The sequence below is a fragment of the Pseudomonas sp. H1h genome (assembly GCF_000633255.1).
In the GTDB taxonomy this organism is placed as follows: domain Bacteria; phylum Pseudomonadota; class Gammaproteobacteria; order Pseudomonadales; family Pseudomonadaceae; genus Aquipseudomonas.
In genome coordinates, this window is sequence record NZ_AYMJ01000003.1 from 178,203 (window position 1) to 193,027 (window position 14,825).

The following is a 14,825-nucleotide window of genomic DNA, read 5'->3' on the forward strand; positions in this document are numbered from 1 at the left end:
TGATATCGATCGGGCACAAAAAAAGCGTCCCGAAGGACGCCAAAAATTCACCTCTGACCAAAGGAGCAAGGAGCTTCTAAAAGGTGAATGGTATTGCTCGTTAAACTCAGAGAATCGCCAGCGGGTATTCGACGATCACGCGTACTTCATCCAGGTCGGATTCGAACGCCGTGGCGCGGGTGGTGGCTTGACGCAGGCGCAGCGACAGGTCTTTCATCGAACCGCTTTGCACCACGTATTTGACTTCGACATCCCGCTCCCAGCGCTTCTGGTCGGTCAGCGGATTACCCTCGGCATCGCGGCGCATGTACACGGCGTTGGCGTTGGAATAGTCCGCGTCAGTGCCGCGTGCGTAGCGAGTCATGAAGGACAAACCGGGTACGCCGTACGCGGTCATGTCGAGGTCATAACGCGCCATCCACGAGCGTTCTTTCGGCGAGTTGAAGTCGCTGTACTGGATCGAGTTGTCGAGGAAGATCGAGTCCGACTGGCGCAGGTAATCGAAGTCGTCGTTACCGTTGTTGCGCTGGTGGGAGAGGGCGACGGAGTGGGCGCCGAATTTCACGCCGACACGGCCGCTCCAGATGTTGTTGTCGAACCGCCCGAGCAACTGCTTGCCTTCGTCGACAGCCTTGTAATAGTTCAGGCCACCGAACAATGACACGTCATCGGACAGTGGATAGGTCCATGCGGTGCCGGCGTAATACTGATTCCAGGCGTCCTTGAGGCGACTGGAATAGAGGCTGAAGCTGAGGTTCTTGTTCAGCGCATAATCGCCACCGCCGTAAGCGATCCACGGCGAATTGACCGGGCCTGCGTAGAAGGTTGCGAAGTTCTCGCGCATGTCGCTGGAAACCGGTTGGCTCATCGCGTGCAGGCGTCCACCCTGAATCGACAGGCCTTCGATGCTGGTGTTGCTCGCTGTTACCCCGCGAAAACTTTCCGGCAGCAGGCGCGAGTCACCGGCCGCCACCATCGGGTTGGCCGGGAACACATCACCGACCTTGACCACCGTATCGAACGCCCGCACTTTCGCGGCGCCACCGACCTTGGTGTATTCATCCCGCGCCTGACCGTCGCTGTTGACCGGCAACACATCAAACGAACTGCGGCCACCGTTGCGTCCGTCACCGGTATCAAGTTTCAGCCCGATCATGGCAAACGCATCGACCCCGACCCCAACGGTGCCTTGGGTGAAACCGGATTCGAACTTGCTGATCACCGCATGGGCCCAGGCTTCGGAATAACCGTTGCCGGTAGGGCTGGACTGGCCGTTGCGGTGATCACGATTGAAGTAGAAGTTGCGGTTGAGCACTGTCAGGCTGCTGCCTTCGACAAAGCCCTCGGGCTTGTCTTCTGCAAGCACCATGGACGGCCCGGAGCCGACCACCACCGCTAAAGCGGCCATCGATATTTTTGTAGGGTTAACCATCAAACACTCCTTGGGTTCGGCAGAACGGGAACGTGCGTCGGCGTGGGTTTTATTGTTCGACGGGCATGGGGCTCGTCGGCATGGTCGCCGGGGGACATCGTTACAAGCTGCGGATAACGCCAAGGTGATGGGGGAATTACAATTTCGTCATGTGAGTGGAGTGAAAACGGTCAGGTCAGGGCTGCGAGCTGTTCGATCGTTTGGGGGAAACGTTCGACCAGACGGATCAGGGTTGTGGCCTGAGCATTGGGCGTTGCTCGTCCTTGCTCCCAGTTTTCGAGTGTTCGCGTGTTGGTGCGTAGATACATCGCGAATACTGACCGGGAAAGATTAAGTTGCTGACGGATGGCTACGACTTCCTCCGCAGTGATCGGCATCAGTTTTGGCAGCTGAACCTTGTGGGTACGCAAGGTGATTTTGCCTTGGCGTTCATCGGCCAGTGCTTCCAGTCCATCCATCAATTCGGAAAAAATGTCACGTTTCATAGTGGGTTCTCGCGTTGAGTTCTCTATCCAGTGTTTTTCTGAAAAGTTTTTTCTGGGCAGGTGTCAAATCGTCCTGCTCGTTTTTGGTGTAGACGGTAAAGAGCCAGAACTGATCGAAGCCTGACCACCAGTAATAAATCACTCGTAATCCGCTGCGCTTACCTTTGCCTCTTCGTTGGTCGCTAAAGCGAATTTTACGAAGCCCGCCTGTGTCCTCAATGAGATCGCCCGCTTGCGGATTTTTCAGCAACTCCAGTTGAAAGCTGCGAAACAGTTCGTCATCCAGATAGTCGTCTCGGTGCTTCTGAAACACAGGCAATTCGATAAATAGAGCATCCATGTTCTGTACGCTACCTACGTATAGTGTTGTCTCGATAATCGAATCGGTCAAGGCCTCCTGGCCTTGCTTTTCGTCCCTTTTTCAACGATAGACGCCGGTCGTAAAAACACCTGTAGGACGAATTGACGGGAGCTGTAGGAACGTTCGACTGATCTGTGAAGAGGCTTCGCAACTGGCGTGTCGGAACAATCGCGCAGCAGTGTCCAGCGCCGAATGGCGAAAGTGGCGGGGTGTGAAGCTATGAAGAGGGTGGATGTGCCGACGCCATCGCGGGCAAGCCACGCTCCTGCAGTAATCCGGGGTGGCACAGAATTTGTGAATGACACACAGCCTGTAGGAGTGAGCCTGCTCGCGATAGCGGAGTGTCAGGCACTGAATATGGTGGAAGTGCCGACGCCTTCGCGAGCAGGCTCGCTCCCACATTGGTTTTTGGGTGTCCCCGGATTTTGTGAACGACGCACAAACCTGTGGGAGCCGGGCTTGCCCGCGATGAGGACAGCGCAAGCGCTCGAGATATCGAATCCTGTAAAAACAAAAACGGCACCCGAAGGTGCCGTTTCTTTTGTTGCCAGTTCTAACGGAGCAATCAGCCTGCCAGACCCGCCTGCTGAACCAGTGTCAGCAATGGCTGCGGGTACACACCCAGGAAGAATGCGACCAGGGCGATGGCCAGCAGCATTACGCCGCCTGCCTTCTGTTCCCAGTGCAGCTGGGCGTCATGGCGACGCAGGTTTGGCTCGATCAGGTACAGGGTGACCATCACGCGCAAGTAGTAGAAGACGCCGATGGCGCTGCCCAGTACCAGCGAACCAACCAGCCACCATTGGTGCGATTCGACACCGGTCGCGATGATGTAGAACTTGCCGATGAAGCCAGCGGTCAGCGGGATACCGGCCAGGGACAGCATCATCACGGTGAGTACGGCGGTCAGGTACGGACGGCGCCAGAACAGGCCGCGGTACTCGTACAGTGCGTCGGCGTCACGGCCGTTGTACGGCGAGGACATCAGCGTGATCACGCCGAACGCGCCGAGGCTGGTGATCACGTAGGTGACCAGGTAGACGCCGATGGCTTCCACCGCCAGACCCTTGCTCGCCACCAGTGCGATCAGCAGGTAGCCGAAGTGCGCGATGGACGAGTAACCGAGCAGACGCTTGAGGTTGCTCTGAGTCAGGGCCAGCAGGTTACCGAACAGGATCGAGGCAATGGCGATGACGGTCAGTACGTCGCTCAGCACGCCACTGCTGGCAGCAGGGGAGATCTGGAACAGACGCACCATGACCGCAAACACCGCAACCTTCGAAGCGGTCGCAAGGAAGGCTGCGACCGGTGCCGGAGCACCTTCGTAGACGTCAGGCGTCCACAGGTGGAACGGTACCAGCGACAGCTTGAACGCCAGACCGATCAGCATCATGCCCAGGCCCAGTTGCGCCAACGAGCTAGGCAGGCCGGTTGCAGCCAGTGCCTGACCGATACCGACGAAGCTCAGCGAACCCGAGTCGGCGTACAGCAGCGCCATACCGAACAACAGGAACGCGGAACCGGCGGCCGACAGCACCATGTACTTGATGCCGGCTTCCAGCGAACGCTTGTTGAAGAAGGCGTAAGCCACCAGACCGTAGACCGGTACCGAGAGCAGTTCCAGACCGATGAACAAACCGGCCAGGTGCTGCGCGCTGACCAGAACCAGACCGCCGGCGGCGGCCATCAGGATCAGCAGGTAGAGTTCTTCACGGTTGCCCGGGTAACCCGAACCGCCATCGCCCAGATAGGCGTGGGCGAGGGTGACGCAGGCGAGGGTGGCAACCAGGATCAGCGCCATGTACAGGCAGGCGAAGGTGTCGATTTGCAGCAACGGGGTCACGGCCAGAGGCGCGACTTTCAGTGCCGGCAGGATCGACAGCAAGGCCAGGTTCAGACCGGCGACCGAGATCAGGAAGGTCTGCGAGTGGTTGCGGCGCCAGGCGATTGCCAGCATCACCACGATAATGGTGAGGCTGGTGATCAACAGTGGCGCAAGCGCAATAAAGTGTTGAATCGTGAATTCCATAGCGCTCTTACCGGGCCGAAGCGAGTTGAGTGAAGGCGGTGCCGAGCCACTGCTGCACGCCATGCATCGTGGCGGCGGAAGTGTCGAGGAACGGCTGCGGGTAGACGCCGAGGTAAACCAGCAACGCCGCAAGGCCCAGCACCATGATCAGTTCGCGACCGTCCATACCGTGCAGGATCGAATCCGATTTGGCCGGGCCGAAGTAGGCGCGGTGGATCATGATCAGCGAGTAGACCGAACCGAACACCAGACCGGACGTGGCAATCGCAGTGATCCATGGCGCACTGGCGAACGTGCCGATCAGGATCAGGAATTCGCCGACGAAGTTACCGGTCCCCGGCAAGCCCAAGGATGCGGCGGCGAAGAACAGGCTGATTGCCGGCAGGTAAGCGATACGCGACCACAGACCGCCCATCTCACGCATGTCACGAGTGTGCAGACGCTCGTACAGCTGACCGCTGAGGATAAACAGTGCCGCTGCCGACAGACCGTGCGCCAGCATCTGGATCACAGCGCCTTGCAGCGCCAGTTGGCTGCCGGAGTAGATGCCGATCAGTACGAAACCCATATGGGAAACGGACGAGAAGGCGATCAGACGCTTGATGTCGGTTTGGGCGAACGCCAGGAATGCACCGTAGAAAATCCCGATCAGACCGAGGGTCATGGCGATCGGCGCAAACTCGGCCGAGGCGTTCGGGAACAGCGGCAGGGCGAAACGCAGCAGACCGTAGGCCGCGGTTTTCAGCAAGATACCGGCGAGGTCGACGGAACCTGCGGTCGGTGCCTGGGCGTGAGCGTCAGGCAGCCACGAGTGGAACGGCACCACTGGCAGCTTGACCGCGAAGGCGATGAAGAAGCCGAGCATCAGAATGTACTCGGTGGTCATCGACATCTTGGTTTTCAACAGGTCGGCGTAGTTGAAGGTAATCACGCCGGTGTTGTTGAAGTTGACCAGCACCAGACCCAGGATCGCCACCAGCATGATCAGGCCGGAAGCCTGAGTGAAGATGAAGAACTTGGTTGCTGCGTAGATCCGGGTTTTCTTGCCGTCCGAAGAACTGTGACCCCAGAGCGCGATGAGGAAGTACATCGGCACCAGCATCATTTCCCAGAAGAAGAAGAACATGAACAGGTCGAGGGCGAGGAACACGCCGACAACGCCGCCCAGGATCCACATCAGGTTCAGGTGGAAGAAGCCAACGTGACGTTGAATCTCTTTCCACGAGCAGAGTACCGAGAGGATACCCAGCAGACCGGTCAGCAGGATCATCAACAGCGACAGGCCGTCGAGGGCCAGGTGCACGTTGATGCCGAAGCGCTGGATCCAGACATGCTTGAACTCAAGCGCCCAGGTCGGATCGGCGCCAGGCGCCGGAGCAAATGAATAGTCACCGTGGGCCCACAGCCAGAGGCCGAGGGCGAGTTCCAGGGTCATGGTCAACAGCGCAATCCAGCGGGGGAGGGTAGCGCCGAAGCGCTCACCCATCCAGCACAGCAGGCCGCCGATGAAGGGGATCAGGATTAGCCAAGGCAGAATCATGACGGGCTCGTTTCCTTTCGCAAATTCGCAAGGTTCATATCAGACCGCTACCAGCACGATGGCGCCGATTACCAGCACGGCACCAGCAGCCATCGAAGCAGCGTACCAACGCAGTTGACCGGTCTCGGTGCGGCTCAGGGCGGTGTGACCACCCTTGGCCATACGCGGGATCAGACCGATGGTCTGGTCGAGCGGGTCTTTGCGCAGCATGTGGCTGATCGCAAGGTACGGCTTGACGAACAGTTTGTCGTAGATCCAGTCGAAGCCCCAGGCAGCGAACCACCAGGCCGAGAGGAAACGGCCGATGCCGCTGTTGGCGATTGCCGTCACGAAGCGACGCTTGCCGAGGAACAGCAGGGCCGCCAGCAGGATACCGGCCAGGGCGATGGCGCCCGAAGCGATTTCCAGACTGTGCTTGGCTTCGCCACCGGCATGCCCAACGCTTTGCGGCAGTACGCCGTGCAGCGGTGGAACGATCATGGCGCCGACGAAGGTCGACAGCACGATCAGCACCGACAGTGGCAGCCAGTGAGCGATGCCGTGACCGGCGTGGGCTTCAGTCTTGGCTTCACCGTGGAACGTGATGAAGATCAGGCGGAAGGTGTACAGCGACGTCATGAACGCACCGACCAGACCTGCGTAGAGCAGACCGTGGTTGCCGCTGGCGAACGCTTCCCAAAGGATTTCGTCCTTGGAGTAGAAGCCCGCGGTGACCAGTGGCAGAGCGGACAGCGCAGCACCACCGACGATGAAGCTGGCGTAGGCCAGTGGCAGTTTTTTCCACAGGCCGCCCATCTTGAAGATGTTCTGCTCATGGTGGCAGGCAACGATCACCGCACCGGAAGCAAGGAACAGCAGGGCCTTGAAGAAGGCGTGGGTCATCAGGTGGAAAATCGCGCCATCCCATGCGCCAACGCCCAGCGCCAGGAACATGTAGCCGATCTGGCTCATGGTCGAGTACGCGAGGATACGTTTGATGTCGGTTTGTACCAGTGCCGCGAAGCCTGCGAGAACCAGAGTCACACCACCGACGATGCCGACCAGGTGCAGGATTTCCGGTGCCAGGGTGAACAGACCGTGGGTACGGGCGATCAGGTAGACACCGGCGGTCACCATGGTCGCGGCGTGGATCAGTGCCGAAACCGGGGTCGGACCGGCCATCGCATCCGCAAGCCAGGTTTGCAGTGGCAGTTGCGCCGATTTACCGACTGCGCCACCCAGCAGCATCAGGGTTGCCAGAGTGATCCAGAAGTCACCGACCTGGAATTTCTGCGGTGCCAGCACCAGCAGTTCCTGGATGTTCAACGTGCCCACTTGCTGGAACAGGATGAACAGGCCGATGGCCATGAACACGTCGCCGATCCGGGTCACGATGAAGGCCTTGAGTGCGGCGTTACCGTTGTTGCGGTTGCTGTAGTAGAAACCGATCAACAGGTACGAGCACAGGCCCACGCCTTCCCAGCCGAAGTACAGGAACAACAGGTTATCGCCGAGCACCAGGAACAGCATGCTGGCGATAAACAGGTTGGTGTACGAGAAGAAGCGCGAGTAACCCGCTTCGCCGCGCATGTACCAGGACGCGAACAGGTGGATCAGGAAACCTACGCCCACCACCACGCCGAGCATGGTGACCGACAGGCCGTCGACGTAGAGGGCGAAGTCGGGCTTGAAGCCTTCCACCGCCATCCACTTCCAGAGCACCAGGGTGTAGTGACCGCCTTCGGGTGGCGCGACGTTGAATTGCCAGATGACGTAGGCGGCAACAATCGCCGACAAGCCAATGGAACCCACGCCGATCAGCGCCGAGAGGTTTTCCGACCAGCGTCCACGGGAGAACGACAGCAGCAGGAAACCGATCAGAGGGAATACAAAAGTCAGAAAGATTAGGTTCATCCGCGCATCTCACTGGCAGCGTCGATATCGAGCGTGTGGAAGCGGCGATACAGTTGCAGCAGGATCGCCAGACCAATACTGGCCTCGGCGGCTGCAAGGCTGATCACCAGAATGAACATGATCTGTCCATCCGGTTGCGCCCAGCGGGCGCCCGCCACGATGAAGGCCAGTGCAGAGGCGTTCATCATCACTTCCAGGCTCATCAACACGAACAAAATGTTGCGGCGGACCATCAGGCCGACCAGACCAAGGCAGAACAGGATGCCGGCAACGGCCAATCCATGCTCGAGAGGGATAGCAGGCATGTCTTACTCCTTCGCCTCGTTACGGCCCAAATGGAACGCCGTGACGGCTGCGGCGAGCAGCAGCATCGAGGCGAGTTCGACCACCAGCAGGTACGGGCCGAACAGGCTGATGCCCACGGCTTTCGCGTCCACGGTGGTGTGGCCGATGGCCTGACCGCTCTGATGAGCGAACAGTACATACAGCAGTTCGGCCAGCAGCAGGGCGGCAAGAATCACCGGCCCCGCCCAGATACCGGGCTTGAGCCAGCTGCGTTCCTGCTGAACCGAGGCTGGGCCCAGGTTCAGCATCATCACCACGAACACGAACAGCACCATGATGGCGCCAGCGTAGGCGATCACTTCCAGCACGCCGGCGAACGGTGCGCCGAGTGCGAAGAAGGTCATGGCCACGGCGATCAACGAGATGATCAGGTAGAGCAGGGCATGCACAGGGTTGGTGTTGGTGACCACACGTAGCGTGGACACAACCGCGATACCCGATGCGAAATAGAAAGCGAATTCCATCGTTCTTCCTTAAGGCAGCAAGCTCTTCACGTTGATCGGTTCGGCTTCGTTCTGCGCAGAGCCTTTCGGCTTGCCAGCGATTGCCATACCTGCAACACGATAGAAGTTGTAATCAGGGTTTTTGCCGGGGCCGGAGATCAGCAGATCTTCTTTCTCGTACACCAGGTCCTGACGTTTGAACTCGGCCATCTCGAAATCCGGGGTCAGCTGGATTGCGGTGGTCGGACAGGCTTCCTCGCAGAGACCGCAGAAAATGCAGCGCGAGAAGTTGATACGGAAGAAGTCCGGGTACCAGCGACCGTCTTCGGTTTCAGCTTTTTGCAGCGAGATGCAACCGACCGGGCAAGCCACGGCGCAAAGGTTGCAGGCTACGCAACGCTCTTCGCCATCGGGGTCGCGGGTCAGGACAATACGGCCACGGTAGCGTGGCGGCAGATAGACCGCTTCTTCCGGGTATTGCAGGGTGTCGCGCTTGCGAAAGCCATGGCCGAAGACCATGACCAGGCTGCGCAACTGGGTACCGGTACCCTTAACGATGTCGCCAATATATTTGAACATGGGTCAAATCCTCACTGAACCGCAACCGCAGGTGTGTTCCACAACACAACCGCAGCGGTTATCAGCAAATTGATCAGGGTCAGTGGCAGGCAGAATTTCCAGCTGAAATCCATCACCTGGTCATAACGCGGACGCGGGATGGAAGCGCGCAGCAGGATGAACAGCATGATGAAGAACGCGGTCTTCAGTGCGAACCAGACGAAGGACAGTTGCGGCAGGATGCCGAACGGACCGTGCCAGCCACCGAAGAACAGGGTGACCAGCAGCGCCGAGATCAGGATGATGCCGATGTATTCACCGACGAAGAACATGCCCCATTTCATACCGGCGTATTCAATGTGGTAACCGTCGGCCAGTTCCTGTTCCGCTTCCGGCTGGTCGAACGGGTGACGGTGAGTTACAGCCACGCCAGCGATGAAGAAGGTACAGAAGCCGAAGAACTGCGGAATGATGAACCACAGGTTCTGCGCCTGGTACTCGACGATGTCGCGCATGTTGAACGAGCCGACCTGCACCACGATGCCCATCAGGGCCAGGCCCATGAACACTTCGTAGGACACGGTCTGCGCCGAGGCACGCAAGCTGCCGAGCAGGGCAAACTTGTTGTTGCTCGACCAGCCGGCGAACAGCACCGCGTAGACCGACAGACCGGCCATGGCGAAGAAGAACAGCAGACCGATGTTCAGATCCGCCACGCCCCAGGTCGGGGTGATCGGGATGATCGCGAAGGCGATCAGCAGGGCGGACATGGCCACCACCGGCGCCAAAGTGAAGATCACTTTATCGGCAAACGGCGGGGTCCAGTCTTCCTTGAAGAACATCTTGAGCATGTCGGCGGCGATCTGGAACATGCCGAACGGACCAACGCGGTTCGGGCCGTAACGGTCCTGCCACCAGCCCAGCAGGCGACGTTCGACAAAGCTGAGCAACGCGCCTGCGACCACAACGGCCAGCAGAATCACGATGGCTTTGATGACCGTCAGGATCACATCGATCACTTCAGGGGTGAACCAGGTCATTGCGCTGCCTCCTGCAGACCGTCGACGGACACGCCGGCGAATGCCGGTGGAATGCCGGCGATGCCCGCAGGCAAGGCCACCAGACCAGCGCCCAGTTCTTCATTGATGCGCAGCGGCAGACGCAGGGTCTGACCGGCCACGTTCAGGCTCAGCAGGGCACCGTCGTTGACGCCCAGGCGATCTGCTTCGGATTTCGCCAGAGCAACATAAGCAGCCGGGATGCGCTCTTGAACCGGCGCGGCTTTCGACGAGTTTTCGTCGCTGCCGAACAGGTGGTAGAACGGCACGGCCTGCCAGGTGCCCGGCGCCGGGTTGAACGCACGCGGAGCGGCAGCGAACCAGTTCAGCGAGTCGCCAGTGCTTTCGATCAGGCGAGTGCCCGGATCGCCAGCGCGCAGGTGACCACCGACTTCGTCCTGGAACTTGTTCCAGGCTTGCGGCGAGTTCCAGCCTGGCGACCAGGCGAAAGGAACCTGCTGACGCGGCTCAACCGAACCCGAGTAACCTTCCATGGAGAAGGCGAACGCGGTGTCTTTGTCCTGCGGAGTGCGTGGTTCGTGAACGCTGATGTCGGCGCGCATTGCGGTGCGACCGGAGTAGCGCAGCGGCTCACGCGCCAGTTTCAGACCCTTGATGCGGAACGCGGCAGACGGAGCGGCATCAACGATACGCGCCAGTTGCTCAGTGCTCGAGGCAACGGCAGCGGTTACGTGGTCGAGTTGCGTCCAGTCGATCGGCTGTTTCAGCAGGGTCGCGCGCAGGGCGTGCAGCCAGCGCCAGCCTTCGTGAACCAGGATGCTCGCATCCATGTACTGCGGATCGAAAACCTGGAAGAAGCGCTGGGCGCGACCTTCCTGGCTGACCAGCGTACCGTCGCCTTCAGCAAAGCTTGCCGCTGGCAGAACCAGTTGCGCGCGATCGGTGGTGGCAGTCTTCTGGTGGTCGGCAACGATCACGACTTTCGCCGCGTTCAATGCCGCATCGACCTTGGCTTTCGAGGTGCGGGTGTACAGATCGTTTTCCAGCACGACGATGGCGTCTGCTTTGCCGTCGATGACCGCTTGCAGCGCCGCGTCGACCGATTCGCCACCGAGCATGGCCAGGCCGAGGCTGTTGGCTTCCGGCACGATCAGGCTGATCGAACCGTTTTTCTCGCGCAGCTTCAGCGCCTTGGCGATGTTCGCTGCGGCTTCGATCAGGGCTTTGGAACCCAGCGAAGTACCGGCGATGATCAGCGGGCGCTTGGCCGCGAGCAGGGCGTCGGCGATGCGCTTGGCCAGTTCCAGCGCTTCAGCGTCCAGACCTTCAACGGCAGGCGCGCTGGCGTCCAGGGCGTGGGCCACGGCGAAACCGATGCGCGCCAGGTCGTCGGGAGCTGCGTGTACGCACTCTTCGGCGATGTCGTCGAGCTTGGTTTCCGCCAGGCTGGCGATGAACAGCGGGTTCAGCGCGTGCTGACCGATGTTCTTCACTGCCGCGTCGAGCCAAGGCTGAACGCGCATGGCTTCGGCCATGTCTTCGGCTTTGCCTTTGACCGACTGGCGCAGGGCCAGGGCCATACGGGCAGCGGTCTGAGTCAGGTCTTCACCGAGGACGAACACAGCGTCGTGGTCTTCGATGTCGCGCATGTTCGGCACAGGCAGCGGGCTGTCTTTCAACACTTGCAGAACCAGGCGGATACGCTCCAGTTCGGATGCTTCGATACCGGAGTAGAAGTGCTCGGCGCCGACCAGTTCACGCAACGCGTAGTTGCTTTCGAGGCTGGCACGCGGCGAACCGATACCGACGATGTTGCGGCCGCGCAGCAGATCAGCGGCTTTATCCAGCGCAGCGTCGAGGCCCAGCTTGGTGCCGTCGGCCAGCAGCGGCTGACGTGGACGGTCGGTGCGGTTGACGTAGCCATAACCGAAACGGCCACGGTCGCACAGGAAGTACTGGTTCACCGAACCGTTGAAACGGTTTTCGATGCGACGCAGTTCGCCGTAACGCTCGCCCGGAGAAATGTTGCAACCGCTGGAGCAGCCATGGCAGATGCTCGGCGAGAACTGCATGTCCCATTTGCGGTTGTAGCGCTCGGAGTGAGTCTTGTCGGTGAACACGCCGGTCGGGCAGACCTCGGTGAGGTTGCCGGAGAACTCGCTTTCGAGGGTGCCGTCTTCAACGCGACCGAAGTACACGTTGTCGTGGGCGCCGAATACACCGAGGTCGGTGCCGCCGGCGTAATCCTTGTAGAAACGCACGCAGCGGTAGCAGGCGATGCAGCGGTTCATTTCGTGGGAAATGAACGGGCCCAGTTGCTGGTTCTGGTGGGTGCGTTTGGTGAAGCGATAACGGCGCTCGTTGTGGCCGGTCATCACGGTCATGTCTTGCAGGTGGCAGTGACCGCCTTCTTCGCACACTGGGCAGTCGTGCGGGTGGTTGGTCATCAGCCATTCAACAACACTGGCGCGGAACGCCTTGGACTCATCATCGTCGATGGAGATCCAGGTGTTGTCGGTGGCAGGCGTCATGCAGGACATGACGATGCGACCACGGGTGTCGTTCTCGTCGGTGTACTGCTTGACCGCGCACTGGCGGCAGGCCCCGACGCTACCAAGCGCGGGGTGCCAGCAGAAATAAGGGATGTCGAGGCCCAGCGACAGACATGCCTGTAACAGGTTGTCTGCCCCGTCGACTTCGAGCGCTTTGCCGTCTACGTGGATAGTGGCCATGGTTCAAAGGTCTTCGTTGGCCCGGTGTCAGCGGGCGTGGCTAATGGAATCTTGTTATTCGTCCGAATCCAGTCAGCCCCGAAAGGCGTCATCGGACGAAAGGCGAAGGGCACGGACCCTTCGCCTTTTTAAGCGTTTACGCGCCGACTACGATCGGCCTTGCCAGAGGCGGGACGGCGGCGCTTGCAGGCGCGATACCGGCTTCGAACTCTGGACGGAAGTATTTGATGGCACTGCCCAACGGCTCTACGGCACCCGGTGCGTGAGCACAGAAGGTCTTGCCTGGGCCGAGGAAGTTGACCAGACCCAGCAGGGTCTCGATGTCGCCTGGCTGGCCGCGGCCTTGTTCGATCGCCATCAGGAGCTTGACGCTCCATGGCAAACCATCACGGCACGGGGTGCAGAAACCGCACGACTCGCGAGCGAAGAACTGCTCCATGTTGCGCAGCAGGGAGACCATGTTGACGCTGTCGTCCACCGCCATGGCCAGGCCGGTACCCATCCGGGTGCCCACTTTGGCGATGCCGCCGGCGTACATCTGTGCGTCGAGGTGCTCCGGCAACAGGAAACCGGTACCGGCCCCACCTGGCTGCCAGGCCTTGAGCTTGAAGCCGTCGCGCATGCCGCCGGCGTAGTCTTCGAACAGCTCGCGACCGGTGACGCCGAATGGCAGTTCCCACAGGCCAGGGTTCTTGACCTTGCCGGAGAAGCCCATGAGCTTGGTGCCCATGTCTTCGCTGCCTTCGCGAGCCAACGATTTGTACCAGTCAACACCGTCGGCAATGATTGCCGGCACGTTGCACAGGGTTTCTACGTTGTTCACGCACGTCGGCTTGCCCCACACGCCCACGGCGGCAGGGAAGGGCGGCTTGGAGCGCGGGTTGGCGCGGCGGCCTTCAAGGGAGTTGATCAGTGCGGTTTCTTCACCGCAGATGTAACGCCCGGCGCCGGTGTGGACGAACAGCTCGAAATCGAAGCCGCTGCCCAGGATGTTCTTGCCCAGCAGGCCGGCTGCCTTGGCTTCTTCCACGGCACGGTTGAGGTGCTTGGCGGCGGTGGTGTACTCGCCACGCAGGAAGATGTAGCCACGGTAGGTTTTCAGTGCGCGGGCACTGATCAGCATGCCTTCGATCAGCAGATGGGGCAGTTGCTCCATCAGCATGCGGTCTTTCCAGGTGTTCGGCTCCATTTCATCCGCGTTGCACAGCAGGTAGCGGATGTTGATGGATTCGTCCTTGGGCATCAGGCCCCACTTCACGCCCGTGGGGAAGCCTGCACCGCCGCGACCTTTGAGGCCAGCGTCTTTCACGGTCTGGACGATGGCGTCCTGATCCATGTCGGCGAAGGCTTTGCGCGCAGCGGCGTAACCGTTCTTGGCCTGGTATTCGTCGAGCCACACGGCTTCGCCGTCGTCACGCAGACGCCAGGTCAGCGGGTGAGTCTCGGCCGAACGCTGGATGCGGTTGGCAGGACCGAAAGATGTCAGGGTCATACGTAGCCCTCGAGCAGTTTGGCCACGCCAGCAGGCTGCACGTCGCCAAAGGTGTCGTCGTCGATCATCAGCGCCGGTGCCTTGTCGCAGTTGCCGAGGCAGCAGACAGGCAGCAGGGTGAAACGACCGTCGGCGGTGGTCTGACCCAGGCCGATGCCCAGATTGTTCTGGATTTCGCTGACCACCGACTCGTGGCCACCGATGTAGCAGACCATGCTGTCGCAGACGCGAATGATGTGGCGGCCAACCGGCTGACGGAAGATCTGGCTGTAGAACGTCGCCACACCTTCAACGTCGCTGGCCGGGATGCCGAGGATCTCGCCGATCGCGTACAGGGCGCCATCCGGCACCCAGCCGCGTTCTTTCTGAACGATCTTCAGGGCTTCGATCGACGCCGCGCGCGGGTCTTCGTAGTGATGCAACTCGTGCTCGATGGCCGAGCGCTCGGTTTCACTCAGGGTGAAACGGTCTGTCTGGATAAGCGTGCTGTTCATGC

The 14,825-nt window shown here is 60.2% G+C and carries 13 protein-coding genes; all 13 read right to left on the minus strand.

What is annotated here, in order from left to right; genetic code table 11:
- Nucleotides 1–106 precede the first annotated feature (106 nt).
- Nucleotides 107–1,432 (minus strand): OprD family porin, encoded by a 1,326-nt coding sequence (locus U862_RS0102720; RefSeq protein WP_025108987.1) that lies wholly within the window; start codon nucleotides 1,430–1,432, stop codon nucleotides 107–109.
- Between the two features lie 170 nt (nucleotides 1,433–1,602).
- Nucleotides 1,603–1,917: a DNA-binding transcriptional regulator gene (locus tag U862_RS0102725; RefSeq protein WP_007964870.1), complete on the minus strand. Its 315-nt coding sequence runs from the start codon at nucleotides 1,915–1,917 to the stop codon at nucleotides 1,603–1,605.
- Nucleotides 1,907–2,257, minus strand: coding sequence for a toxin (locus U862_RS0102730; protein ID WP_025108988.1), 351 nt, complete (start codon nucleotides 2,255–2,257; stop codon nucleotides 1,907–1,909). Before U862_RS0102730 ends, U862_RS0102725 begins: the two co-directional genes overlap by 11 nt.
- Nucleotides 2,258–2,843: 586 nt before the next feature.
- Complete coding sequence (nuoN, locus tag U862_RS0102735; protein WP_007920173.1) at nucleotides 2,844–4,307, minus strand: NADH-quinone oxidoreductase subunit NuoN; 1,464 nt, start codon at nucleotides 4,305–4,307, stop codon at nucleotides 2,844–2,846.
- 7 nt (nucleotides 4,308–4,314) lie between these two features.
- Entirely contained in the window at nucleotides 4,315–5,847 is a 1,533-nt protein-coding gene (gene nuoM, locus U862_RS0102740; RefSeq protein WP_025108989.1) for an NADH-quinone oxidoreductase subunit M, read from the minus strand.
- 39 nt (nucleotides 5,848–5,886) lie between these two features.
- Nucleotides 5,887–7,740 carry an NADH-quinone oxidoreductase subunit L gene (gene nuoL, locus U862_RS0102745; RefSeq protein ID WP_025108990.1) on the minus strand — a complete coding sequence of 618 codons (1,854 nt, stop codon included), beginning with the start codon at nucleotides 7,738–7,740 and terminating at the stop codon, nucleotides 5,887–5,889.
- Nucleotides 7,737–8,045 (minus strand): NADH-quinone oxidoreductase subunit NuoK, encoded by a 309-nt coding sequence (gene nuoK, locus U862_RS0102750; protein WP_003180046.1) that lies wholly within the window; start codon nucleotides 8,043–8,045, stop codon nucleotides 7,737–7,739. The genes nuoL and nuoK overlap by 4 nt, the downstream gene beginning before the upstream one ends.
- Nucleotides 8,046–8,048: 3 nt before the next feature.
- On the minus strand, nucleotides 8,049–8,549 hold the full coding sequence (nuoJ, locus tag U862_RS0102755; protein ID WP_025108991.1) for an NADH-quinone oxidoreductase subunit J: 501 nt from the start codon (nucleotides 8,547–8,549) through the stop codon (nucleotides 8,049–8,051).
- A gap of 9 nt (nucleotides 8,550–8,558) precedes the next feature.
- The gene (nuoI, locus tag U862_RS0102760) at nucleotides 8,559–9,107 is read right to left on the minus strand and encodes an NADH-quinone oxidoreductase subunit NuoI (RefSeq protein ID WP_007920177.1); all 549 of its coding nucleotides are present in this window, start codon (nucleotides 9,105–9,107) and stop codon (nucleotides 8,559–8,561) included.
- An 11-nt stretch (nucleotides 9,108–9,118) separates the two neighbouring features.
- Nucleotides 9,119–10,126: an NADH-quinone oxidoreductase subunit NuoH gene (gene nuoH, locus U862_RS0102765; RefSeq protein ID WP_007964859.1), complete on the minus strand. Its 1,008-nt coding sequence runs from the start codon at nucleotides 10,124–10,126 to the stop codon at nucleotides 9,119–9,121.
- Complete coding sequence (nuoG, locus tag U862_RS0102770) at nucleotides 10,123–12,837, minus strand: NADH-quinone oxidoreductase subunit NuoG (RefSeq protein ID WP_025108992.1); 2,715 nt, start codon at nucleotides 12,835–12,837, stop codon at nucleotides 10,123–10,125. The genes nuoH and nuoG overlap by 4 nt, the downstream gene beginning before the upstream one ends.
- A gap of 136 nt (nucleotides 12,838–12,973) precedes the next feature.
- Nucleotides 12,974–14,329, minus strand: a complete 1,356-nt coding sequence (gene nuoF / locus U862_RS0102775; protein WP_025108993.1) for an NADH-quinone oxidoreductase subunit NuoF — start codon at nucleotides 14,327–14,329, stop codon at nucleotides 12,974–12,976.
- Nucleotides 14,326–14,823, minus strand: coding sequence for an NADH-quinone oxidoreductase subunit NuoE (nuoE, locus tag U862_RS0102780; RefSeq protein WP_003223804.1), 498 nt, complete (start codon nucleotides 14,821–14,823; stop codon nucleotides 14,326–14,328). Before nuoE ends, nuoF begins: the two co-directional genes overlap by 4 nt.
- Nucleotides 14,824–14,825: the final 2 nt, after the last annotated feature.